Origin of the sequence: Acidovorax sp. Leaf191 (assembly GCF_001424425.1) — a bacterium.
Lineage (GTDB): Bacteria > Pseudomonadota > Gammaproteobacteria > Burkholderiales > Burkholderiaceae_C > Acidovorax.
Window position 1 is genome coordinate 12,797 of record NZ_LMPT01000021.1, and the last position, 23,689, is coordinate 36,485.

The 23,689-nt window shown below is 69.7% G+C and carries 14 protein-coding genes; 10 read left to right on the forward strand and 4 right to left on the reverse strand.

The window, feature by feature from the left end; translation table 11 throughout:
- Nucleotides 1-24 precede the first annotated feature (24 nt).
- Nucleotides 25-876: an amino acid ABC transporter substrate-binding protein gene (locus tag ASG27_RS21535; protein WP_235504227.1), complete on the forward strand. Its 852-nt coding sequence runs from the start codon at nucleotides 25-27 to the stop codon at nucleotides 874-876.
- Here ASG27_RS21535 and ASG27_RS21540 read toward each other — a convergent pair.
- Complete coding sequence (locus ASG27_RS21540; protein WP_056420680.1) at nucleotides 845-3,268, reverse strand: sensor domain-containing diguanylate cyclase; 2,424 nt, start codon at nucleotides 3,266-3,268, stop codon at nucleotides 845-847. The genes ASG27_RS21535 and ASG27_RS21540 overlap by 32 nt on opposite strands.
- A 272-nt stretch (nucleotides 3,269-3,540) precedes the next feature.
- Between ASG27_RS21540 and ASG27_RS21545 the strand changes: the two genes are divergently transcribed.
- Together ASG27_RS21545 and ASG27_RS21550 are read left to right on the forward strand one after the other, a co-directional pair.
- Complete coding sequence (locus tag ASG27_RS21545) at nucleotides 3,541-4,437, forward strand: dienelactone hydrolase family protein (RefSeq protein ID WP_056420683.1); 897 nt, start codon at nucleotides 3,541-3,543, stop codon at nucleotides 4,435-4,437.
- Nucleotides 4,438-4,580: 143 nt separating this feature from the next.
- Nucleotides 4,581-5,432 carry a ZIP family metal transporter gene (locus ASG27_RS21550; RefSeq protein ID WP_056420685.1) on the forward strand — a complete coding sequence of 284 codons (852 nt, stop codon included), beginning with the start codon at nucleotides 4,581-4,583 and terminating at the stop codon, nucleotides 5,430-5,432.
- A gap of 354 nt (nucleotides 5,433-5,786) precedes the next feature.
- Here the strand turns inward: ASG27_RS21550 and ASG27_RS21555 are convergent, their stop codons facing one another.
- Nucleotides 5,787-6,545 carry a LytR/AlgR family response regulator transcription factor gene (locus ASG27_RS21555; protein ID WP_056420687.1) on the reverse strand — a complete coding sequence of 253 codons (759 nt, stop codon included), beginning with the start codon at nucleotides 6,543-6,545 and terminating at the stop codon, nucleotides 5,787-5,789.
- Nucleotides 6,542-7,822 carry a sensor histidine kinase gene (locus tag ASG27_RS21560; RefSeq protein WP_056420690.1) on the reverse strand — a complete coding sequence of 427 codons (1,281 nt, stop codon included), beginning with the start codon at nucleotides 7,820-7,822 and terminating at the stop codon, nucleotides 6,542-6,544. The genes ASG27_RS21555 and ASG27_RS21560 overlap by 4 nt, the downstream gene beginning before the upstream one ends.
- 51 nt (nucleotides 7,823-7,873) lie before the next feature.
- Between ASG27_RS21560 and argH the strand changes: the two genes are divergently transcribed.
- From argH to ASG27_RS21575, 3 genes are all read left to right on the forward strand, one after another.
- Nucleotides 7,874-9,364 (forward strand): argininosuccinate lyase, encoded by a 1,491-nt coding sequence (argH, locus tag ASG27_RS21565; RefSeq protein WP_056420693.1) that lies wholly within the window; start codon nucleotides 7,874-7,876, stop codon nucleotides 9,362-9,364.
- A 49-nt stretch (nucleotides 9,365-9,413) separates the two neighbouring features.
- Nucleotides 9,414-10,406: a Bug family tripartite tricarboxylate transporter substrate binding protein gene (locus tag ASG27_RS21570; protein WP_056420696.1), complete on the forward strand. Its 993-nt coding sequence runs from the start codon at nucleotides 9,414-9,416 to the stop codon at nucleotides 10,404-10,406.
- An 81-nt stretch (nucleotides 10,407-10,487) separates the two neighbouring features.
- On the forward strand, nucleotides 10,488-11,927 hold the full coding sequence (locus tag ASG27_RS21575; RefSeq protein ID WP_056420698.1) for a sensor domain-containing diguanylate cyclase: 1,440 nt from the start codon (nucleotides 10,488-10,490) through the stop codon (nucleotides 11,925-11,927).
- Between the two features lie 172 nt (nucleotides 11,928-12,099).
- On the opposite strand, the gene ASG27_RS21580 is transcribed toward ASG27_RS21575, so the two are convergent.
- Entirely contained in the window at nucleotides 12,100-14,232 is a 2,133-nt protein-coding gene (locus ASG27_RS21580; protein ID WP_056420701.1) for a catalase, read from the reverse strand.
- Nucleotides 14,233-14,457: 225 nt separating this feature from the next.
- Between ASG27_RS21580 and ASG27_RS21585 the strand changes: the two genes are divergently transcribed.
- The 4 genes from ASG27_RS21585 to pbpC are packed head-to-tail and all read left to right on the forward strand — an operon-like array spanning nucleotide 14,458 to nucleotide 23,511.
- Complete coding sequence (locus tag ASG27_RS21585; RefSeq protein ID WP_056420704.1) at nucleotides 14,458-20,454, forward strand: MG2 domain-containing protein; 5,997 nt, start codon at nucleotides 14,458-14,460, stop codon at nucleotides 20,452-20,454.
- 46 nt (nucleotides 20,455-20,500) lie between these two features.
- The gene (locus ASG27_RS27810) at nucleotides 20,501-20,632 is read left to right on the forward strand and encodes a hypothetical protein (protein WP_268753256.1); all 132 of its coding nucleotides are present in this window, start codon (nucleotides 20,501-20,503) and stop codon (nucleotides 20,630-20,632) included.
- Nucleotides 20,633-20,634: 2 nt separating this feature from the next.
- Nucleotides 20,635-21,081: an SRPBCC domain-containing protein gene (locus ASG27_RS21590; protein ID WP_082486061.1), complete on the forward strand. Its 447-nt coding sequence runs from the start codon at nucleotides 20,635-20,637 to the stop codon at nucleotides 21,079-21,081.
- A 60-nt stretch (nucleotides 21,082-21,141) separates the two neighbouring features.
- Nucleotides 21,142-23,511, forward strand: a complete 2,370-nt coding sequence (pbpC, locus tag ASG27_RS21595) for a penicillin-binding protein 1C (RefSeq protein ID WP_056420707.1) — start codon at nucleotides 21,142-21,144, stop codon at nucleotides 23,509-23,511.
- The last annotated feature ends 178 nt before the right edge of the window (nucleotides 23,512-23,689 follow it).

The following is a 23,689-nucleotide window of genomic DNA, read 5'->3' on the forward strand; positions in this document are numbered from 1 at the left end:
CAGGCCCAGCCTGCCGCGGGCGTAGTGGCAGGGGGTTCCACGGCACCACAGGCCCCAGGCCGCGCGCTCGATCGCATCCGCACCACCGGCACGGTGGTCATCGGGCACCGCGAGTCGTCCGTGCCCATGTCGTACGTGGCCCATGGCACGCCCATGGGGTACAGCGTGGACGTGTGCCTGCAGGTCGCGCAGGCGCTGGGCCGCCATCTGAAGTTGCCCGCGCCGCGGGTGGCCTACCGCCTGGTCACGTCGGGCAACCGGTTCGACGCCATCGAGAAGGGCGAGGTGGACCTGGAGTGCGGCTCCACCACCAACACCGCGGCACGCCGTGAGCGCGTGGCCTTCACCATCGCGCACTTCATCGCCTCGTCGCGCATCGTGGTGCAAAGCGGCAAGCCGTATTCGCGCATCGAAGACCTCGATGGCAAGACGCTGGCATCCACCGTGGGCACGACCAACATCGACTCCCTGGCGCGCGAGGCCGCGGCCAAATCGGTGCGGGTCAAGATCGAGCCCGCCAAGGACCATGCCGAAGGCTTTGGCTGGGTGGTCGATGGCAAGGTCGAAGGCTTTGCGATGGACGACGTGCTGCTGTTCGGCCTGCGCGCCAGCCACAGCCGGCCGGAGGACCTGAAAGTCATCGGCAAGCCCATGACCATCGAGCCCTACGCCATCGCGTTCGAGCGCGGCAACCCCGAACTCAAGGCCGTGGTGGATGCCGAACTGCGCCGGCTCATCCAGGCGCGCGAGCTGCACCGCCTGTACGACAAGTGGTTCACCGCGCCCATCCCGCCCCATGGGCTGAACCTGCACATGCGCATGCCGCACCTGCTGGTGGATTCGCTCAAGTACCCGTCGGACTTTGTGCCGCAGTGAGTGCGGCGGGCGGCGGCGCGAACACCTCGAATCGGTTGCGTCCCGCGCGCTTGGCGCGGTAGAGCGCGGCGTCGGCGGCCTGCACCAGGGTGTCCGAGCCTGCATCGGGCTGGGGCACCACGCTGGCCACGCCGAGGCTCAGCGTGAGCATGGCGGCCGTGGGCGAGCGCGGATGGGGCAGGGCGGCGGCGCGCAGGCTGTCCATGCAGCGCTGGGCCACGGTGGCGGCATCGGGCAGCAGCGTGTCGGGCAACAGCAGCACGAACTCCTCGCCGCCATAGCGCGCGGCCACCTCGTCGGCCCGGCGGATGGTGGCCTGCAGCAGCTGCGCCACGCGGCGCAGGCACTCGTCGCCCGCGATGTGGCCGTAGTGGTCGTTGTAGAGCTTGAAGTGGTCGATGTCGATCAGCACCACCGCCAGTGGCGACCGGTGGCGGCCGCACCGCAGCCATTCGGTGGCCAGCCGTTCGTCGAAGCGGCGCCGGTTGCCGATGCCGGTGACGCCGTCGGTGGTGGACAGCAGGGCCAGCTTTTCGTTGGCGGCCGCCAGCTCCTGTTCCTTGCGCACGAGCTGGGTCACCTCGGTGCGCACGCCGGCGATGCCGCCCTGCGGCGTGCGCCGCTCATCGGCCTGCAGCCAGCGGCCCTCTGGCAGGCGCTGCAGCACCGCGTGGTTGGCGGCGCGGTGGTCGGCCACACGCTGTGCGATCCAGGCCTCCTCGTTGCCCACGGCGTCCAGGTACTGGCCACGCTCTGCGCCGTAGCGCGCAATCTGCTCAAAGGTGGTGCCGGGCACGATCACCGGAGCGGAGATGGGGTAGAGCTTGCGGTACTGGGCGTTGCACACCACGAGCTTGTCGTCCGCGTCGAACAGGGCAAAGCCCTCGGGCAGCGATTCGACCGCGTCCTGCAGCAGTTCGCGCGCAGAGTGCGCGGCCTCTTGCGCGGCCTCCAGCGCCTGGCGCTGCTCGATCAGGTCGGTGATATCCAGGCGCACCGCCACCACATAGTTCTCGGGTGTGCGGGTCTCGTAGATGTTGATCCAGCGGCCGTCGGCCAGCCGCTGCACCAGCGTGGAGGTGCGGCTGCCGTGCTCGGACAGGCGCTCTGCGATCCAGGCCTCCTCGCGGCCGTGGGCGGACGGTATCAGCCCCCGGTCCACCGCATGCCGCAGGATGTCGGCAAAGTGGCTGCCCAGGTGCTCGGCGTAGTTCATGTGCGGGTACATGCGCGACAGCTGCTGGTTGTACAGCACCAGCCGGTCCTGCTCGTCGAAGATCTCGATGCTGACCGGCAGCGCCTCGACGGCACGCTCCAGCAGTTGCCGGATGCGCAGGCTCTCCTGGCGGGCGGCCTCGGCCACCTGGCGCTGCTCGATCAGGTCGGTGATGTTGAGGCGCACGCACACCGTCATGCCCGATGGCGTGCGGCTTTCGTGCATGTGCATCCACGCGCCCCCGGGGTAATGGCGCACCTCGGGGCCGGGGCGGTGGCCGCGGATCGCCAGCTCGTGCGCCAGCCACAGCTCTTCCTGCCCCGCGGCCTCTTCGGGGATGCCGTGGCGCAGGCCTTCGCGCAGCAGCTCTTCGTAGGTGCGGCCCAGCATGGCCTGCACCGGCACCTGCGGGCGCAGGCGGGCCATGTGCTCGTTGCACAGCACCAGCCGGTCGTTCTCGTCGTAGATCTCCAGGCCCGCGGGCATCGCATCCACCGCTTCGCGCAGGCTGCGCTCGGCGCGTTCAGCGTGCTGCAGCGCCTGCTTGAGTGCGCGCTCCTTGTGCACGATGTCGGTGATGTCGCTGCGCAGCACGACCACGCCGCCGCCGTCCAGCGTGCGCTCGGTCAGCTGCATCCAGCGGTCGCCGCGCACCTCCTGCACTTCGGGCCCGGTGGGTGCGCGGTGGCGCGCCAAGCGGCGGGCCAGCCACGCCTCGACGTCCGGCACGGCATCCATGATCTGGCCCGAGCTGGCGGCGCGGCGCAAGGCATCTTCGAAGCGGGTGCCATAGGCCAGCGGCATGTCGGTGCCCGGCGCCACCTCGCGGTAGCGCGCGTTGCACAGCACCAGGCGGTCGTCCGCGTCGTAGATGGCCAGCCCGTCGGGCAGGATGTCGAGCGTGGCCAGCAACTGCGCGCTGGCCCGCTGGGCTGCCTGCAGCGCAGCATCGGCATCCGCCTGCAGCCGCTGCGTGCGCCGCGCCAGGCGCCAGTGCAGGCCAGCGATCACCAGCAGCAGCAGGCCGGCCACGACGAACGCGGCCAGGACGGGCGTTGTCAGGGTGTGGCTGGCCAGCGCCCAGGCCAGCAGGCCCAGCCCCATGGCGAGGCACACACCGCACACTGCGGCCACCAGGGGTGCCACAGGTTCTTCGCGCGGTGGGGCAGCGGTCATGGTCGGTGGCTCCCAGGTTGGCGGACGCAGGGCGGGGCACGGGTGCCGATGGGGCCGCTGTCTGGGTGCTGGTGTGCACCTGCATGGTGCGACTGGGCGGGCGGACCGGTCAATCCCTGGACAGGTTCGCAGAAAGTCCGGGGCCTGTCATCCATTAATTCCCCCAGAGTTCCGACGTGCGCTGCAGGCGTTGCATAAAGCCCCTAGACTGCGGGGCCGTTCCTGAGAACAGGCTACTTTTGTCCGTCCATCCTTCTTTCCTGGAGAAACCGATGCTCACTGAAGACCTCCATTCCGACGCCAAGGCCCTGTTGCCCGGCCGGTCCACCGAGTCCGGCGCCACCCGCCGCACCGCGCTGCAGGCCGCGCTGGGCCTGGGCTACGCCGCGGCGGCGGCGCCCATCATGGCGCAGACGGCCATCGCCACGCCCAGCGACGGCCTCACGGCCGGCGAGGTGAGCTTCACGGTCAACGGCTTCAAGGTGCCGGCCTACCGCGCCGCCCCTGCGGGCAAGACGGGCCTGCCGGTGATCCTGGTGATCCAGGAGATCTTCGGCGTGCACGAATACATCGCCGACACCTGCCGCCGCTTTGCCAAGGCGGGCTACCTGGCCATCGCGCCGCAGCTGTATGCGCGCCAGGGCGACCCATCGCAGTACACCGACGTGGCCAAGCTCATGGCCGAAGTCGTCTCCAAGGTGCCCGATGCCCAGGTGATGGCCGACCTGGATGGCGCCGTGGCGTGGGCCACGGCCAACGGCGGCGACGGTGCGCGCGTGGGCATCACCGGCTTTTGCTGGGGTGGCCGCATCACCTGGCTGTACGCAGCCCACGGCCCGGTGAAGGCCGGCGTGGCCTGGTATGGCCGCCTCGTGGGCCAGGCGAGCGAACTCACCCCCAAGCACCCGGTGGACATCGCCCCCATCCTCAAGGCCCCGGTGCTGGGCCTGTACGGCGAAAAAGACACCGGCATCCCTCTTGACACGGTTGATAAGATGAAAGCTGCCCTGGCCGGTGGTTCACCGCAGGCCAAGGCCTCGGAGTTCGTGGTGTACCCTGACGCGCCCCACGCCTTCCATGCCGACTACCGCCCCAGCTACCGCAAGGAAGCGGCCGAGGACGGCTGGAAGCGGGCGCTGGCCTGGTTCGGCAAAAACGGCGTGGTGTGACCGCCCGGAGTCTGCGAAGGCTCCCAGGTCCACCTGCCGCAGCAGAAGCCGCCCCGAGGGGCGGCTTTTTTTACCCCTGCGGCGGGCCACGGACATTTGAAAGAAAATACGCGCTGGCGCTGATCCATAAAGCACAAGAAGCTATGACTTTGGTAGCAATCATCCTGGCCACGTTGGCCGCAGGCATTGGCAGCGTGTGGCTGGCCGCGTTGTTGATGCGGCTGGGCCTGGGCGGGCGTTCGGACAGCGTGGGGCCCCAGCACCTGCTGAGCCTGGCGGCCGGCGCGCTGCTGGCCACGGCCTTCATGCATTTGCTGCCCGAGGCGTTCGAGAGCCAGGCGGGCGCGCACGACCTGTTCGCCACCTTGTTGGTGGGCGTGGTGTTTTTCTTTCTGCTTGACAAGGCCGAGCTCTGGCACCACGGGCACGAGCACAGCCACGGCGCCCACGCCGCCGTGCCGGCGCACCAGCATGGCGGCGCCGAAGCTGCGCACGGGCACGACCACGCGCACCACGACCACCATCACCACCACCATGGCCCGCGCTCGGGCGGCTGGGCCGTGCTGACCGGCGACAGCGTGCATTGCTTTGGCGACGGCATCCTCATCGCATCAGCCTTCCTGGCCGACATCCGCCTGGGCGTGATCGCCGCCGTGTCGGTGCTGGCGCACGAGGTGCCGCACCACATGGGCGACCTAGTGGTGCTGCGCCAGACCAGCCCCAACCGGCGCATGGCGCTGGTCAAGGTGTCCCTGGCAGGCGCGGTGACGGCGCTGGGCGGCGTGGTCGGCTACTTTCTGGTGGGGCAGTTGCAGGACCTGCTGCCGTACTTTCTGGCCGTAGCCTCCAGCAGTTTTGTCTACGTGGCCCTGGCCGACCTGATCCCGCAACTGCAAAAGCGCCTGACCGCGCGCGAAACCGTGGCGCAGATCGCCTGGCTGATCGCGGGCATGGTCATCGTCACGCTGGTGAGCGGCGCGGCGCACGCGCACTGAGGCGGATGCGGGCAGCGCAGCCGGCTGCACGTCCACCGTTGTCGATTTGCTATGGTATTTATAGCTTCTGGCGCAATGCAGGCAAGCGGTAGGGGCCAATTTAACTAAAATTTGGCTTCTGCACACCTGCGGAATACGTCTGACAAGCCGCGGCAGGCGTCCATCGGGGGCGGCACACAGCTCCGTGGCAGTGCCGCCAGGGCCCCGTTCCACGCTACTGGCGCGCTCCCATGCCAGTGGCGCGCTCCCATGCCAGTGGCGCGCTCCCATGCCAGTGGCACCGTGGATCTGGCTCTGCCAGTCCACCGGTGGCGTCCCCCTTGGGGGAAGTCGCGCAGCGACCCAGGGGGCTTCTTACCTCGCCAGCTCTTCCCGCACCGCCGCCACCTGCCGGCGCGATACCGCGAGCAGTTCGGTCGACCCCTGCAGCCGCACCGCCCAGCCTTCGCCTTCCTCCGGGTCGTAGTGCTTTTCCAGCGCGCGCACGGCGCGGCGGGCCACCAGGGCGTTGCGGTGGATGCGCATGAAGCGGGGCGCGAACTTGGTCTCCAGCTCGCTCAGCGCTCCGTCCATGATGTAGCTGCGCGTGGCGGTGCGCACGGTCACGTACTTCTGCTCGGCCTTGAAGTACAGCACCTCGGCCAGAGGCAGGCGCTCGGTGCGGCCGCGGTCCTGGATCAGCAGGGTTTCGCCATCCGGCGCGCTGGGTGCGGCGGCCGCGGCGGACGAGCGGGTGCTGCGCTGCACCTTGGCCAGCGCCTGCTGCAGGCGTTCACGGCGCACGGGCTTGGTGAGGTAGTCCACCGCGTCCAGCTCGAAGGCGCTCACCGCGTGGTCCATGTGGGCAGTCACGAACACCACGGCCGGGGGGTGGGGCAGCGCCTGCAGCGCATGCGCGAGCGACAGGCCGTCCTGCCCGGGCATGTGGATGTCCAGCAGCACCACGTCGAAGGCCCGCCCGCCCGTGGGGCCCAGCTGGGCCATGGCCTCGCCGGCATTGGCGGCCTCGGCCACGGTCATGCGCGGGGTGGGCGTGCCTTCCGTGCAGTCGGACAGCAGGGTGCGCAGCCGGCTGCGGGCCAGGGTTTCGTCGTCAACGATGAGGATGTTCATGGGCGGTCGTCGGTGGGCAAGGGGGCATCGGCAGGGGTGGGCACGGCGCCGCGCCGGGGTGTTGGTGGCGTGCCCCGGCCGGCGCTGCGGGGGCGGCCCCGGTCACGCTGACGGCCCCGGTCGTCGGTGCGCGGGTCGCGGTGCTTGTTGTCTTCGGGGGCGGGCAGGGTGATGCGCACCTGGTACAGGCCGTCCTGAACCCCTGCGGTGAACTCACCCTGCACATCGTGCAGCAGGGCCAGCCGGGCGCGCACGTTGGCCAAGGCGATGCCGTGCCCCTTGGTGCTGATGGGCTCGTCGCCCTTGCCGCCCCGGCCTTCCTTGGGTGGCAGGGTGTTGGTGATGCGCACCACCACGCGGCTGCCGCGCAGCTCGGTCAGCACCCGCAGCCGGCCACCGCGCGCGCTGGGCTCCACGCCGTGCTTGACGGCGTTTTCCACCAGCGGCTGCAGCAGCAGCGGCGGCAGGCGCGCGCCGTCGGTGCGCGGGTCCAGGCTCCACTGCACCTGCAGCCGCGTGCCAAAGCGCACTTCCTCGATCGCCAGGTAGCGCCGCGCCAGGGTGATCTCCTCGGCCAGCGTCACCGATTCGCCTTGCTCGATGAGCGCGTGGCGAAACAGGTCCGACAGGTCTTCCAGCAGCGACTCCGCCTTGGCGGGTTCTTCGCGCACCAGGGCGATGGCGCTGTTGAGGGTGTTGAACAGGAAGTGCGGGCGAATGCGCGACTGCAGCTCGGTCAGGCGGGCCGTGGTGGCCGCGGGGGTGCGGCCGCGCGCCCGCAGCACCAGTGCCGCCACCAGAATGGCCGCCAGCAGGGCCCCGGTGGCGGCGCTCGCCATCCAGGGGGGCGCCGTGGTCTGCGACACCAGGGTGAGCATGGCGCAGGCGTACGCCCCGGCCAGGGCTCCCAGCAGCACGCCAGCGGCGTACTGCAGCGCGGTGGACAGGCGCTGCAGCAGTGTCTTCAAACTGCAGGCCGTGACCAGCCACACCAGGGTGGCCGGCAAGGCGCCACCGGTCAGCAGCGCCAGCGTGGCCAGCCACTCCGCCGGGGAGCGCGCGCCGTACATCGCGCCCACGCCCACCACCAGCTCCACGAACAGCACGGCCCGCAGCACCACGCCCACATGGCAGGCGTCAAACACCAGCGCGCGCCGCGGTGGCGCCAGGCCGCCGCGTGCCTGTCCGGGCCCGGGGCGCAGGCCCCGCGCAGCACCGTTCAGCGGGTCGGAATCCGGTGGGGGAGGCGGGGTCGATAAAATTTGCGTGTTTTGCATTGCGGCATCCGGGCAGTCCGGGTGTCTGAACCTCCGGATTATTGCCCTCCTATGTCCAAAGCCCAAGCCACCAGCGCCACGCCGTCTGCGCCGTCCCACAACCAGCTCGACACCAAGGCACAGGCCTGGTCGGCGCTGTTTTCCGAGCCCATGAGCGACCTGGTCAAGCGCTACACCTCCAGCGTGTTCTTCGACAAGCGCCTGTGGCAGGCCGACATCGCAGGCAGCCTGGCGCACGCCGAGATGCTGGCAGCGCAGGGCATCATCGGCGCTGAAGACCACGCCTCCATCCAGCGCGGCATGGCGCAGATCACCTCCGAGATCGAGTCCGGCGCGTTCGAGTGGAAGCTTGACCTGGAAGACGTGCACCTGAACATCGAAGCGCGCCTGACGCAGCTGGTGGGCGACGCCGGCAAGCGCCTGCACACCGGCCGCAGCCGCAACGACCAGGTGGCCACCGACGTGCGCCTGTGGCTGCGTGGCGAGATCGACCTCATCGGCGACCTGCTGAAAGAACTGCAGGTGTCGCTGGTGGATGTGGCCGAGCAGAACGTCGAGGTGATCCTGCCCGGCTTCACCCACCTGCAGGTGGCCCAGCCGGTGAGCTTCGGCCACCACATGCTGGCCTATGTGGAAATGTTCGCGCGCGACGCCGAGCGCATGGCCGATGTGCGCCGCCGCACCAACGTGCTGCCTCTCGGGTCAGCGGCCCTGGCCGGCACCACCTACCCGCTGGACCGCGAGCGCGTGGCCAAGACGCTGGGCATGGTGGACGTGAACGGGTCCCCCGCGGTGTGCCAGAACAGCCTGGACGCCGTGAGCGACCGCGACTTCGCTATCGAATTCACCGCCGCCGCCAGCCTGTGCATGGTGCACGTGAGCCGCCTGTCCGAAGAGCTCATCATCTGGATGAGCCAGAACTTCGGCTTCATCAAGATCGCCGACCGCTTCACCACCGGCTCATCGATCATGCCGCAGAAGAAGAACCCCGACGTGCCCGAACTCGCGCGCGGCAAGACCGGCCGCGTGGTCGGACACCTCATGGGCCTGATCACCCTGATGAAGGGCCAGCCCCTGGCCTACAACAAGGACAACCAGGAAGACAAGGAGCCGCTGTTCGACACGGTGGATACGCTCAAGGACACACTGCGCATCTTCGCCGAGATGGTCGGCGGCCAGCTGAACCCCGCCACGGGCGTCAAGGAAGGCGGCATCACCGTCAACCCGCAGGCCATGGAGCAGGCGGCACTCAAGGGCTACGCCACCGCCACCGACCTGGCCGACTACCTGGTCAAGAAGGGCCTGCCTTTCAGGGATGCCCACGAGACTGTGGCCCACGCCGTGAAGGCGGCCCAGTCGCACGCCTGCGATCTGTCCGAGCTGCCATTGACGGTGCTGCAGGGTTTCCACCCGCAGATCGAGAAGGACGTGTACGAGGTGCTCAGCCTGCGTGGCTCGCTGAACGCACGCAACACGCTGGGCGGAACTGCGCCGGCCCAGGTCCGGACTCAGGTGGCCCGCCACCGCGCCCGCCTGGCTTGATTTTTGCGGCTCAGTGATACCCCAACACCTTCGACCCTGGAGTTCTGCCATGACGACGACTTCCCGCCGCAGCCTGCTGTCCCGCCTTTTGCGCACCGGCGCGCTGGCCGGCGTGGCCCTGACCATGGGGCTGGCCTGTGCCCAGACACCCAAGCCGATCCGCCTGCTGGTGGGCTTTCCGCCCGGCGGCGGCACGGACGCCATCGCACGCACGCTGGCCGAGAAGCTCAAGGACGAGCTGGGCCAGCCCGTGGTGGTGGAAAACCGCCCCGGAGCCGGCGGCCAGATCGCCGCGCAGGCGCTCAAGTCTGCGGCACCGGACGGCACCACGCTGTTCCTCACGCACGACCACACCATCTCGATCCTGCCCCAGGTGGTGAAGAACCCGGGCTTCGACCCGGCGCGCGACTTCGTGCCCGTGGGCGGCTTCGCCACCTTCGTGAACGCGTTCGCGGTGTCGGGCGGCACGCCGGCCAAGTCGTTCACCGAGTACGTGGCGTGGGTCAAGGCCAGCGGCGGCGGCAAGGGCGCGGTGGGCATCCCGGCGCCTGCGTCCACGCCCGAATTCCTGGTCAAGCTGCTGGGCCAGAAGTACCAGATCGACCTGGTATCCGCCCCCTACCGCGGCAGCGCGCCCATGATGGCCGACATGCTGGGCAACCAGATCAGCGCGGGCGTGGCGTCAGTGCAGGACTTCATCGAGAACCACAAGGCCGGCAAGGTGCGCGTGGTGGGCGTGCTGGGCACCAGGCGCCAGGCCGCCATGCCCGATGTGCCCACGTTCGACGAAATGGGCCTCAAGGGCTTCGAAGACCTGCCGTACTACGGCATCTACGCGCCTGCGGGCACGCCGCAGATGTTCATCACCGACTTCTCGGCCGCGCTGGCCAAGGTCGTGGCCATGCCCGACGTGCGCGACCACCTCACCGCCATGGGCCTCACCGTGGGCCACATGACGCCGCAGCAGCTGGGCGCGCGTGAAAAAGCCTACACCGAGGCCTGGACGCGCATCATCAAGACCAGCGGCTTCGTCGCGCAGTAAGCCGGCGCTGCACGCCCGACTTCCAGCACCTGCCGGGCCGAGGCCCGGCCCACTTCACTGCGCCCTGCCGCCACCGCTCCCATGCACCAGCGCCACCTGCCCGCCAACTGGATCCACCACCGCCGGCTGCCGCTGGTTGCCGGGCTCTGCAGCGGCGCGCTGGCCGCGCTGCTCGCCTGGGTGGTGATCGACATCGCGCACACCAAGGCGCGCACCGAGATTGCCGCGCAGGCGCAAAGCCACCTGCTGCAGATCCGCGACCGGCTGGACCGACAGCTGCAAAGCACGCTTTCGGTGCCCGAGACGGTGGCCGCCTTCGTGTCCGCACAGGGCGGCATGTCGCCCGAGATCTTCTCGACGGTGGTGGGGCGCCTGCTGGAGCACCAGCGCAACATCCGCAACCTGGCGCTCGCGCCGGACAACGTCATCAGCGACATCTACCCGCGCCTGGGCAACGAGCGGGCGCTGGGCCTGCACTACCTGGACAACCCGCAGCAGCGCAACGCGGTGGAGCGGGCCATCCAGACGCGCCGCACGGTCGTGGCCGGCCCCATACCGCTGGTGCAGGGCGGCCTGGGCATCGTGAGCCGCACGCCGGTGTTCCTGGCCACCCCGCCCGGCAAGACGCCGGTGGGCGGGCCGCGCTACTGGGGCATCGTGTCGCTCACCGTCAACGCCGACACGCTGTTCGCGGACGTGGGCCTCAACTCCGAGCAGATGGGCTTTCAGGTGGCCGCCCGCGGGCTGGACGCCATGGGTGCGCAGGGCGCGGTGTTCGTGGGCCGCCCGCAGCTTTTTGACGAATCGCCGGCCACGCTCGACATTCCCCTGCCAGGCGGCGGCAGCTGGATATTGGGCGCCGTGCCTTCAGGCGGCTGGAAGGCCGCCGGCCAGGCGCCCGCGCTGATCGTGATGCTGTCGTATGTGTTCGCGGTGGTGGTGGGCCTGCTCAGCGCCCGGCTGGTGCGCGCGCACCAGCAGGTGCTGGCCCTGGCCACGCACGACCGGCTCACCGGCCTGCCCAACCGCCGGTTGTTCGAAGACCGCCTTTCCCAGGCGGTGCTGGCCGCACACCGCGACCACCGCGCGGGCGCCTTGCTGCTGCTGGACCTGGATGGGTTCAAGGCCGTCAACGACGAGCGGGGCCATGCCAGCGGCGACCAGGTGCTGGCGCGCGTGGCGCAGCGCCTCACCAGCCTCACCCGCGCCAGCGACACGGCCGCGCGGCTGGGCGGCGACGAGTTTGCCCTGGTGCTCAACGCTGTGGAATCCCCCGAGGCCGCGATGGCGACCGCGCATGCGGTGCTCGCCGCGTTGCTGACGCCCATGGGGCTGGACAACGGCCAGCATGTGCTCATTGGCGCCAGTGTCGGGGTGGCGCTGTTCCCGCAGGGCGATGCTGTCGAAGGCATCCCCGCACTGATGGACCGCGCCGACCGTGCGCTCTACGTCAGCAAGCGCAATGGCAAGGGGCTGGCAAGCCTGGCCGATGCGCCGGGCCTGCCCGGGGCCGCCGCATAGGCTTGACGAAGACCCTGAACGAGGAGCCGGGCCAGGGCGATGACGGATGGGGTCAGTCGGGCCCTGAATGCCGGCCCCACGCCACGGCCTGAACATCGTCCAGGCCGGGGTAGATGGCTGGCCAGCATCAGCGCTGCTTGGCGCTCTGCTGGCTGGCTGGCCCGCCCTTGGCTCAGGCCAGGTTGCGCAGCTTGGGCTCGCGGGCCCACTGGCGGGTCTGTGCCGCGGCGATGAAGCCCTGCACATTGGCCGGGTCCACCACACCGGCGTCGGGCTCGATGCCGGCAGCGCTCAGCAGCGCTTGCGACCCCTTGCCGGCAGCGATGGCTTTGAGGTGGCCGAACGCGTCACGGAACCAGTCCACCGCCGCCGCTTCGCGCGACAGCTGCTCGCCCATTTCCGACGTCAACACCGACACCACTGCATCGAAAACCGTGGATGGCGTGCCCGCCAGCTGCCCATGGGCCGCCAGCAGCGTGCCGTCGCGCAGCTTGGCGCCGCCCACGCGGGGCGACACGATCTTGACGGTGGCACCCACCTTCTCGAGCGCCTTGCGCAGCGTGGTCACCGTGTCGCCGTTGGAGCCATCGGCCACCAGGATGCCGATGCAGCGGCCCTGCAGCGTGGGCTTCATGCGGTCGATGATGCGCAGCTGCGGGGACAGCGGCAGGTCACGCACCGGCTCGGCGGCGGACGGGGCCGCCGGCACCTGCGGCAAGCCCAGGCCTGCGGCCACGCGCTCGGCGAGGGCTGGATCCACATGCACCAGGTGGCCGACGACGGCCTCGCGGACATGGGGCGTGCCGACTTTGGACAGCTCGAACACCAGGGCCGACGCGATGTGCGACTGCTCCAGCGGGCTCTGGCTGCGAAAGAACATGCGCGCCTGGCTGTAGTGGTCGGCAAAGCTCTCGGGGCGGATGCGGCCCTTGCCCTTGCCCTGGCCCTTGCCATCGTCCACCTGCGCGAAGTGCCTGAAGCCCTGCGCCTGCGATGCGCGCGGCGTGTCCGGCTGCAGGCTGCTGGGCTCGTAGCTCACGCGGCCCTTGGGTACCTGCATCTGCATCTGGCCGTCGCGCTGCATGTTGTGGAAGGGACACTTGGGCGCGTTGATGGGGATCTGCGCGAAGTTGGGCCCGCCCAGGCGCGACAGTTGTGTGTCCAGGTACGAGAACAGCCGGCCCTGCAGCAGCGGGTCGTTGCTGAAGTCGATGCCCGGCGGCACATTGGTGGGGCAGAAGGCCACCTGCTCGGTTTCGGCGAAGAAGTTGTCGGGCCAGCGGTTGAGCACCATGCGGCCGATGACCTGCAGCGGCACCAGTTCTTCGGGCACGAGCTTGGTCGGGTCCAGGTGGTCGAAGGGGAAGTTCTCCGCCTCTTCCTCGGTGAACAGCTGCACGGCCAGCTCCCATTCGGGGAAGTCGCCCGCCTCGATGGACTCGAACAGGTCGCGGCGGTGAAAGTCGTTGTCGGCGGCCTGCAGCTTCAGCGCCTCGTCCCACACGGTGGACTGGATGCCCAGCTTGGGCCGCCAGTGGAACTTCACGAAGGTGCTGTCGCCGTCCGCATTGACCAGCCGGAAGCTGTGCACGCCAAAGCCCTCCATCATGCGCAGGCTGCGCGGCAGGGTGCGGTCGCTCATGGCCCACATCACCATGTGCAGCGTTTCTGGCATCAGCGAGACGAAGTCCCAGAACGTGTCGTGCGCGCTGCCCGCCTGCGGGAAGCCGCGGTCGGGCTCCATCTTCACGGCGTGCACGAGGTCGGGGAACTTCATCGCGTCCTGGATGAAGAACACCGGAATGTTGTTGCCCACCAGGTCCCAGTTGCCTTCGGGCGTGTAGAACTTGACGGCAAAGCCGCGCACGTCGCGCGGGGTGTCCACCGAGCCTGCGCCGCCTGCCACGGTGGAAAAGCGCGTGAACACGGGCGTCTGCACGCCCACTTCCGTCAGCACGCGGGCCGTGGTGACGTCGCGCAGCGAATGGGTCAGCTCGAAAAACCCATGGGCGCCAGAGCCGCGGGCGTGCACGATGCGCTCGGGGATGCGTTCGTGGTCGAAGTGCGTGATCTTCTCGCGCAGTATGAAGTCTTCCAGCAACGTGGGGCCGCGGGGAGAGGGGCGCAGGGAGTTCTGGTTGTCTGCCACCGGAATGCCCTGCTGCGTGGTCAGTACCGGGTGCTTGCCCCCGGCTTGCTGTTGCAGTTCACCTGCGTTGCCGCGGTAGGTGTCGGACTGTGTGGACGACGGGTGGTTGGACGGCGATCTCTTGGTCGCGTTGCGCGACGTGGGGGCTCGTGCCATGGGTGTGCGCTCCTGGTGGATGTTGAAAGACGGGACAAACTTCGATCATTGGGCGTGATGGCGGTGGCGGAGGTAGGACGCGGCCCTATGGCCCCGTCGTCGCCGGCAGCGAAATGGCTGTTCGGGCGAATACGTAAGCGCTTGCAACGCGACACCGGCGGTAGTGTTGTTTTGTTACGCTTGCCGGTTCTTCGGAGAGGGGACAGCGTGAACGCTCACAAATGGATGTTGGCTGCCGGTTTGACACTGGCCGCATGGGGTGCACAGGCCCTGCAGATCACCAGCTTTTCGCCCCAGGGCGAGGTGGCCAAGGTGCGCCAGGTAGTGGCCAAGTTCGATGCGGCAGCGGTCAACTTCGGCGATCCCAAGGCCCCCGCACCCATCGGCCTGAGTTGCAGCGACGCTGCCGCCACCAAAGGCACCGGCCGCTGGACGGGCGAGCGCGAATGGGTGTTCGACTTCGAGCGCGACCTGCCGCCCGGCGTGCGCTGCACTGCCACCGTCAAGCCGGGCTTCAAATCGGCCGCTGGCGTTGAACTGACGGGCGCCAAGAGCTATCAATTCAATAGCGGCGGGCCGTTCGTGCAGAACATCCGCCCCGGCACCTACCAGGACATCGACGAAGAGCAGTTCTTCGTGCTGCAGTTCAACGGGCCCGCCACCACCGCCAGCGTCCAGGCCAATGTGTGGTGCACGGCCGAGGGCATGGGCGAACGCATCCCCGTTCGCATGATCGACGGTGCCCAGCGCGCGGAAATCCTCAAGGCTCTGAGCCTGGACAAAAACGCCGCCCAGGAGCCGCTGCAGTACGCCACGCTGACCTGCAACCGCCGGCTCACCTCGGGCTCGCGCATGCAGATCGTGTTCGGCAAGGGCGTCGCCACGCCCAGCGGTGTGGCCAACACCGTGGAAAAACGCTTCGACTACAAGGTGCGCGAGCCGTTCTCTGCCGAATTCAGCTGCGAGCGCGAGAACGCCCAGGCCGCCTGCCTGCCGATCCGCCCCATGATGCTGTCGTTCAACGCGCCCGTGCCGCGCAAGCTGGCGTCGGCCATCCGCCTGAAGTCGGCGAAGGAAACGCTCAAGCCGCAGGCCGCGACCGACAAGGAAGAGCAGCAGGCCGACGCGCTGGTGACCAGCGTGCAGTTCGACGCCCCGCTGGCCGAGAACACGGCCTTCACCATCGAGTTGCCCAAGGACTTCAAGGACGCCTCGGGCCGCGCGCTGATCAATGCCGACAGCTTCCCGCTCAAGGTCGCCACGGGCGGCATGCCGCCGCTGGCCAAGTTTGCCGCCGCGTCGTTCGGCGTGGTGGAGCGTTTTGCCGAAGGCCCCGCATCCGACAACCCGCCCGCCCTGCTGCCGGTGACGCTGCGCAACGTGGAAGCCGCCTTGCGGGTGCAGGGCCTGCAGCCCGGCACCCCGGGTGCGGCAGCGCCCGCGGGCAAGGTGAGCACCTTCAAGCCCGGCACCGACGCCGACATCATCGCGTGGTTCCGCAAGGTCCGGCGCTACGACAACTACACGGTGGAGCGCAAGCAGGCACGCCAGGACGTGACCGGCCCGCTGCCCAAGGTGCTGGACAACGACCGCGAGTACGTGCAGACCCGCATGGTCTCGCTGCTGGCGGGCAAGGGCGGCGTGAAGACGCTGGACCTGCCCAAGCCGGCCAGCACCGATGCCCGTCCGTTCGAGGTGGTGGGCATTCCGCTGTCGCCCGGATTCCACGTGGTGGAGATCGCATCGCAAAAGCTCGGCGCATCGCTGCTGGACGACCGCCACGGCGATGCCCGCACGATGTACGTGCGCACCTCCGCGCTGGTGACCAACCTGGGCGTGCACTTCAAGCTGGGCCGCGAGAACGCCATGGCCTGGGTGACCACGCTCGACAAGGGCCAGCCGGTGGAGGGCGCCAAGGTGCGCGTGTCCGACTGCCGCGGCAACGAAGTGGCCACGGGCGTCACCGACGCGCAGGGCCTGGCCCGGCTCGAAGGCGTGTCGACCGACTCCCCCGCCTGCGGTGAATCCGGCGGATACGGCGAAGGCGACGGCAGCCGCGGCTACTTCGTGAGCGCGCGCCACAAGGGCGCCGACGCGGTCGAGGACATGGCCTTCACCTGGAGCGACTGGCAGCGCGGCATCGAACCCTGGCGCTTCAACGTGCCCACCAGCACCTCGAACGAGCCGGACGAACGCGCCCACACCATCTTCGACCGCACCCTGTTCCGGGCCGGCGAGACGGTGTCGATGAAGCACCTGTTGCGCACCGAGACCCGCAAGGGCTTCGGCGTGCCGCCCGCAGGCCCGGACACCCTGGTGATCACCCACGTGGGCAGCGGCCAGCAGTTCACCCAGCCCCTGGCATGGCGCACGACGCCCAGCGGCGGCCTGAGCGCGCAGAACACCTTTGCCGTGCCACCCGCCGCCAAGCTGGGCCTGTACCAGGTCGAGCTGCGCAACCAGTCCAACAACGGCCGCAGCTTCAGCTCGGGCGAGTTCCGCGTCGAGGAATTCCGTCTGCCGGTGCTGGAAGGCCGCATCGCGCCCGCCGACAAGAAGGCGCTGGTGCGTGTGCGGTCCGTGCCCACGGACGTGCAGATCAACTACGTGGCCGGCGGCGGCGCCGCCAACCTGCCCGTGCGCGTGTCCGCCATGGTGCGCGGCAAGACGCTGAACTACAGCGACTACGACGCCTTCAGCTTCACCCCCCCGCGCAAGCGCGAGCAGTCGAACGCCAACAGCGACGACGAGGAAGCCACGGCCAGCCAGGATGCGCGCGTGATCGCCGACAAGCTGCCGCTCACCCTCAACAAGGACGGCGCGGGCAAGGTCACCATCGACAACGTGCCGCAGGCGCGCCAGCCGCAGGAGCTGGTGATGGAAGCCACCTACGCCGACCCCAACGGCGAAGTGCAGACCATCCGCAGCACGCAGGCCCTGTGGCCCGCCGGCGTGGTGGCCGGCATCAAGACCGAAGGCTGGGTCTCTGCCCGCCAGAAGATCCGCTTCCAGGCGCTGGCGCTGCAGCACAACGGCAAGCCGGCCGCCGACACGTCGCTGCAGGTGCAGGCCGTGGCGCGCATCACCACCACCACGCGCAAGCGCATGGTGGGCGGCTTCTACAGCTACGACAACCAGACCGAGACCAAGGACCTGGGCACGCTGTGCAGCGGCAAGAGCGATGCCCGCGGCCTGCTGCTGTGCGAGTCCAAGCTCGATGAAGCCGGCGAGGTCGAACTGGTGGTCACGGCCACCGACAAGGATGGCAATGCCAGCGTGGCGGCGTCGTCGGTGTGGGTCACGCGCCAGGGCGAGCTCTGGTTCGGCGGCGAAGACCACGACCGCATCGACCTGCTGCCCGAAAAGAAGAGCTACCAGCCCGGCGAGACCGCCAAGTTCCAGGTGCGCATGCCTTTCCGCTACGCCACGGCGCTGGTGGCGGTGGAGCGCGAAGGCATCATCGACACGCAGGTGGTGCAGCTCAACGGCCAGGACCCCACGGTCAGCCTCAAGATCCAGCCCGAGTGGGGCCCCAACGTCTACGTGAGCGTGTTGGCCCTGCGCGGCCGTCTGCGCGAGGTGCCCTGGTACAGCTTCTTCACCTGGGGCTTCAAGTCGCCGCGCGAGTGGTGGACCTCGTTCTGGTACGAGGGCAAGGAATACCAGGCGCCCACCGCGCTGGTGGACCTGTCCAAGCCCGCGTTCCGCCTGGGCCTGGCCGAGATCCGCGTGGGCACCCAGGCCCACCAGATCGACGTGAAGGTCACGGCCGACAAGGAAAGCTATGCCGTGCGCGGCAAGGCGCAGGTCACCATCACCGCCACGCTGCCCGGCGGCAAGCCCGCGGCCAACGCCGAGGTGGCCGTGGCCGCCGTGGACCAGGCCCTGCTGGAGCTCATGCCCAACAACAGCTGGAACCTGCTTGAAGCCATGCTGCAGCGCCGCAGCTGGGGCGTGGAGACCTCCACCGCGCAGATGGAGATCATCGGGCGGCGCCATTACGGCAAGAAGGCCGTGCCCGCGGGCGGCGGCGGCGGCAAGGCGCAGACGCGCGAGCTGCTGGACACGCTGCTCCTGTGGCAGCCCGCCATCGTGCTGGACGCCAACGGCCAGGCCAAGGTGACGGTGCCGCTCAACGATGCGCTCACCACCTTCAAGATCGTCGCGGTGGCCGATGCATCCACCGGACTGTTCGGCACCGGCAGCACCAGCATCCGCGCCACGCAGGACCTGCAGATCATCAGCGGCCTGCCGCCGCTGGTGCGCGAGGACGACCAGTTCCGCGCCCAGCTCACGCTGCGCAACACGACCAAGGCGGCGATGAAGGTCGAGGTGGCCCCACGCGCCACGCTGCTGGACTTGAAGCCCCAGACGGTGGACATCCCGGCCGGCGAGGCGCGCGAGGTGGCGTGGACCGTCACCGCGCCCGCGCAGCTGGCGCAGACCCGCTCGCAGGCCATCCTGTGGGAGATCGAGGCCAAGGACACGGTCAGCGGCGCGCGCGACGCGCTCAAGGCCAGCCAGAAGCTCATCCCGGCCGTGCCGCTCACGGTGCAGCAGGCCACGCTGGTGCAGGTGGACGGCAGCTTCAACCTGGACGTGAACCCGCCCGCCGATGCGTTGCCCGGCCGCGGTGGCCTCAAGATGTCGCTGCAGCCCAAGCTGGCCGAAGGCCTGCCGGGCGTGCGCGACTGGTGGGCCCGCTACCCGTTCGCCTGCCTGGAGCAAAAGACCAGCAAGGCCGTGGGCCTGCGCGACGGCGCGATGTGGCAGACGGTGATGGCGCAGCTGCCCACCTACCTGGACAGCGACGGGCTGGCCAACTACTTCCCGCCGCGCGACGGTGACGCCAACCGCGGCAGCGACACGCTGACCGCCTATGTGCTGGCCGCCACGCACGAGGCCGCGGCCGTCAACCCGGCCTTCGCGCTGCCCGACGACGTGCGCGCACCCATGGAGCGCGGCCTGATCGCCTTCATCGAAGGCCGCATCGAACGCAGCTTCTGGAGCCCGCGCAAGGACCTGGACATGCGCAAGCTCGCCGCCATCGAGGCGCTGTCGCGCTACGGCAAGGCGCAGGGCCGCATGGTCAGCAGCATCACCGTCGCGCCCAACCAGTGGCCCACGCACTCCGTGATCGACTGGGTGAACATCTTGAAGCGCGTGGCCGATGTGCCCGAGCGCGACAAGCGCCTGGCCGAGGCCATGCAGATCCTGCGGGCACGCCTGTCGTTCCAGGGCACCAAGCTCATCTTCAGCACCGAGCAGGACGACTACTGGTGGTGGCTGATGCAAAACGGCGACGTGAACACCGCCCGCCTGATGCTGGCCGTGATGGACGACCCGACCTGGAAGGACGACATGGGCCGCCTGGCCAACGGCTTCATCAGCCGACAGCAGGCGGGCGCGTGGCACACCACCACGGCCAACCTGTGGGGCGGGCTGGCGCTGGAAAAATTCAGCGCCAAGTTCGAGGCCACACCGGTGTCCGGCACGACCAAGGCCGCCATGGGCGCCAACAACGCCGCCGTGGACTGGAGCAAGGTCGAGCGCGTGAAGACCACCGACCTCACCGGTGCCGCGCACCAGACCACCTGGTTCGGCGCGCCTGCATCGCCGGGCAACCTGAAGAACAACGGCATGTTCCTGCCCTGGACCTCAGCTGCTGGCAAGGCGGGTGGCAAGGAACAACTGGCCGTCACGCACCAGGGCCCCGGCAAGCCATGGCTCACGCTGCAGTCCGTGGCCGCCATCCAGCTGAAGGCACCCTTCGCGGCCGGGTACAGCATCACCAAGACGGTGACCCCCGTGGAGCAGGCCAACAAGGCGCTGCCGCCCGGCCAGTACACGCGCGGCGACGTGCTGCGCGTGACGCTGGAGGTGAACGCCAGCGCCGACATGACCTGGGTGGCCATCACCGACCCGATCCCGGGCGGCGCGACCATCCTGGGCAGCGGACTGGGCCGCGACTCGGCCATCGCCACGCAGGGCGAGAAGGCGCGCACCGGCCCCGGCTGGCCCGCATTCGAGGAGCGCAGCTTCGAGTCCTTCCGCAGCTACTACGAGTACCTGCCCAAGGGCGCCGTCAAGATGGAGTACACCGTGCGCCTGAACAACGTGGGCGACTTCGCGCTGCCCCCGAGCCGGGTCGAGGCGATGTACGCGCCCGAGATGTTCGGCGAGTCGCCCAACGCCCGGGTGAAGGTGGAGCCCGGCAAGTAAGCTGTCACTGCTGCTGCTGCTGCTGCTGCTGCTGGGGGCAGGCCGCGTGCCCGCCCCGGCTGGCAAGGTGTCCGCCCAGCCGCAGCGCCGCGGCGGCCGGGCGGCACCTTCCGCGCCGGCCCGCAGCTTTGGCGACGCCGGCACGACCGGCCACCACCCCGACCCCAAGGAGCCATGACCATGACCGATGCTTCCAGCCCCGCGCCGACCCCCTCTGTGCTCACCCTCTCCGTCGAGGTCGGTTGCGATGCGCAGCGTGCGTGGCAGGCTTTTGTCAGCCCCACCGCCATCACGGCCTGGAACTTCGCCAGCCCCGAATGGTGCTGCCCCCGGGCCGAGAACGACCTGCGCGTGGGCGGCGCCTTCAGCTACCGCATGGAGGCCAAGGACGGTTCCATGGGCTTCGACTTTGCCGGCACGTTCACCGAGATCGTGCCGCACCGCCGCCTGCGCTATGCCCTGGGCGACCGCCGCGAGGTGGTCGTCGAGTTTGTCGACCTGCCCCAGGGCCGCACCGAGGTGCAGCAGTCCTTCACCCCGGATGCGACCTTCCCGCACGAACAGCAACGTGCGGGTTGGCAGGCCATTTTGGGCAACTACAAGAAGTTCGTGGAGCCGGGTGGTTGATGCGCATGGCGCAGACGTTCGCCTGCCCGCGGCCAGCCGTCGAGCCGCCGAGGCGTACCCATGCCCTGGCCTAGGGTCTGGTCCGGCACGCGGCCCGCGGCGGCGCTGCCTGCGGTGGCTGTGGCCTGTCTTTTGCTGGTCGGTGCGCCGCGGGCCCACGCCCTGCCGTCCTACGACGAGGTGCGGGCCGACTTCAAGCCGTCCGACACCCTGATCCTCTCGCGCGAGGGCGAGGTGCTGCAGCGGCTGCGCACCGACCCGACCGTGCGGCGCGGCCAGTGGGTGGCCCTGGCCGATGTGTCGCCCGCGCTGCGCACGGCGCTGGTGCTGAGCGAAGACAAGCGCTTCTTCGAGCACAGCGGCGTGGACTGGCGCGCTGCGTCGGCCGCCGCCTGGGGCAACCTGTGGAACCAGCGCACGCGCGGTGCCAGCACCATCACCATGCAGCTGGCGGGCCTGCTCGACGGCGACTGGCGCCAGGGCCCTGGCGGGCGCACCGTGGTGCAAAAGCTCGGCCAGACGGTGGCGGCGCAGGTGCTGGACCGGCGCTGGCGCAAGGACCAGGTGCTGGAGGCGTACCTCAACCTCGTGCCGTTTCGCAGCGAGCTGGTGGGCATCGACGCCCTCAGCCGCACGCTGTTCGGCAAGGCCGCCCATGGCCTGGACGACCGCGAGGCCGCAGTGGCGGCCGCGCTGGTGCGGGCGCCCAACGCGCGCCCCGCGCTGGTGGCCCAGCGGGCCTGTGGCGTGCTGCGGGACATGCAGGCCCAGCCGCCGCCAAGAAAGCCGGCCACCACCGCGGGCGCCCCCGCATCGCCAGCCCAGCCACCGCGTGTGGATTGCGATGCGCTCGACCTCTTCACCACCGCCGCGCTGCAGCGCCGCGCATTCGATGCCAGCGAGGGCGTGGCGCCGCACTTTGCGCGCTACCTGCTGCGCCAGCGCGACAAGGACGGTGCCGCACTGCCCGAGCGTGTGCAGAGCACGGTGCGCGCGCCGCTCCAACGCTTTGCCGTCAGCACCCTGCAGCAGCACCTGCGCGAACTGCGGGGGCGCAACGTGGAAGACGGCGCCGTGCTGGTGCTCGACAACGCCACGGGTGCGGTGCTGGCATGGGTGGGATCGTCGGGGCAGCTGAGCCAGGCGAGCGAGGTCGATGGCGTGCTGGCGCTGCGCCAGCCGGGCTCCACGCTCAAACCCTTTTTGTACGGGCAGGCCATCGCCGAGCGGCGGCTCACCGCCGCGTCGCTGGTGGACGACTCGCCCGCCCACATCGCCACGGCGGGCGGGTTGTACATCCCGCAGAACTACGACCGGCAGTTCAAGGGCTGGGTGTCGGTGCGCACCGCGCTGGCCGCGTCGCTCAACGTGCCCGCGGTGCGCACGCTGGTCATGGTCACGCCCGATGCATTCCACCGGCAGCTGCGCGCCGTGGGCATGCCGCTGCGCGAGAGCGGCGACTATTTTGGCTACAGCCTGGCGCTGGGCAGTCCTGAGGTGCCCCTGGTGCACCTGACCAACGCGTTTCGCACGCTGGCCAACGGCGGGCGTGCCAGCGCCGTCGACGTGTCCGTGCCGGCCCGCAGCCGGTCGCCCGTTTTCACCGCGGCGCTGGACCCGCGCGCCGCCTTCATCGTGGGCGACATCCTGTCCGACGGCAACGCCCGCGCGCGCACTTTCGGTACCGACAGCGTGCTGGCCACGCGCTTCTGGACGGCAGTGAAGACCGGCACCAGCAAGGACATGCGCGACAACTGGGCCGTGGGCTGGTCCGAGCGCTACACCGTCGGCGTGTGGGTGGGCAACGCCAGCGGCGCGGCCATGCACGACGTGAGCGGCACCAGCGGCGCGGCGCCCATCTGGGGCGCCGTGATGGGCTTTCTGCATGCGCGCGAGCCCAGCCGTGCGCCCAAGGCGCCCGCGGGCCTGCACAAGGCCGCGGTGCGGTTCGGCCCGGGGCCCGCCGCCGCGCTGGCAGACGGCCGCCAGCCGCTCGAGGCCGCCCGCGACGAATGGTTTCTGCAAGGCACCCAGCAACCCCTGTTTGCTATTGATTCGATAGCTGCTGGCGCTGATGGGGTCAGCGCCAAGGCCGTCAAGGATGCCAAAAATGCGGCGCGCAAGGTGCCGGATGCCCCGTCCGGCGCCCCGGCGCGCATCACCGCGCCGGCCGGCGGCACCATCATCGCGCTGGACCCGGACATCCCGCCCGCCCGCCAGCGCCTGCAGTTCACCGCCACCGGCGAGGGCCTGCTGTGGCGCATGGACGGCAAGCCCCTGGGCCAGGGCCCGCGCGTGGCCTGGCTGCCCTGGCCCGGCCGGCATGTGGTGCAGATCACCGACGCCAAGGGCGAGGTGCTCGACGAAATCCGCATCGAAGTGCGCGGCGCGGGTGTGGCATCCAAGCCGCCCCGGGGCGCTGCGAATTGACGGCACCCGGCGCGGCAGCTACGGTGTGACGGACCCGCGCAAGGCCGCTGCATATTGGCGGCGGCTTGGCGGGGCAGGGGGGTGGCGTCAGAAGAGCATGCGGCCGCTTCGGCGGGATTCACAGGGCGACCGCGACGGTGGCCCGGAGTCCGTGGGGTTGGTCCATGGGCAGGGCGGC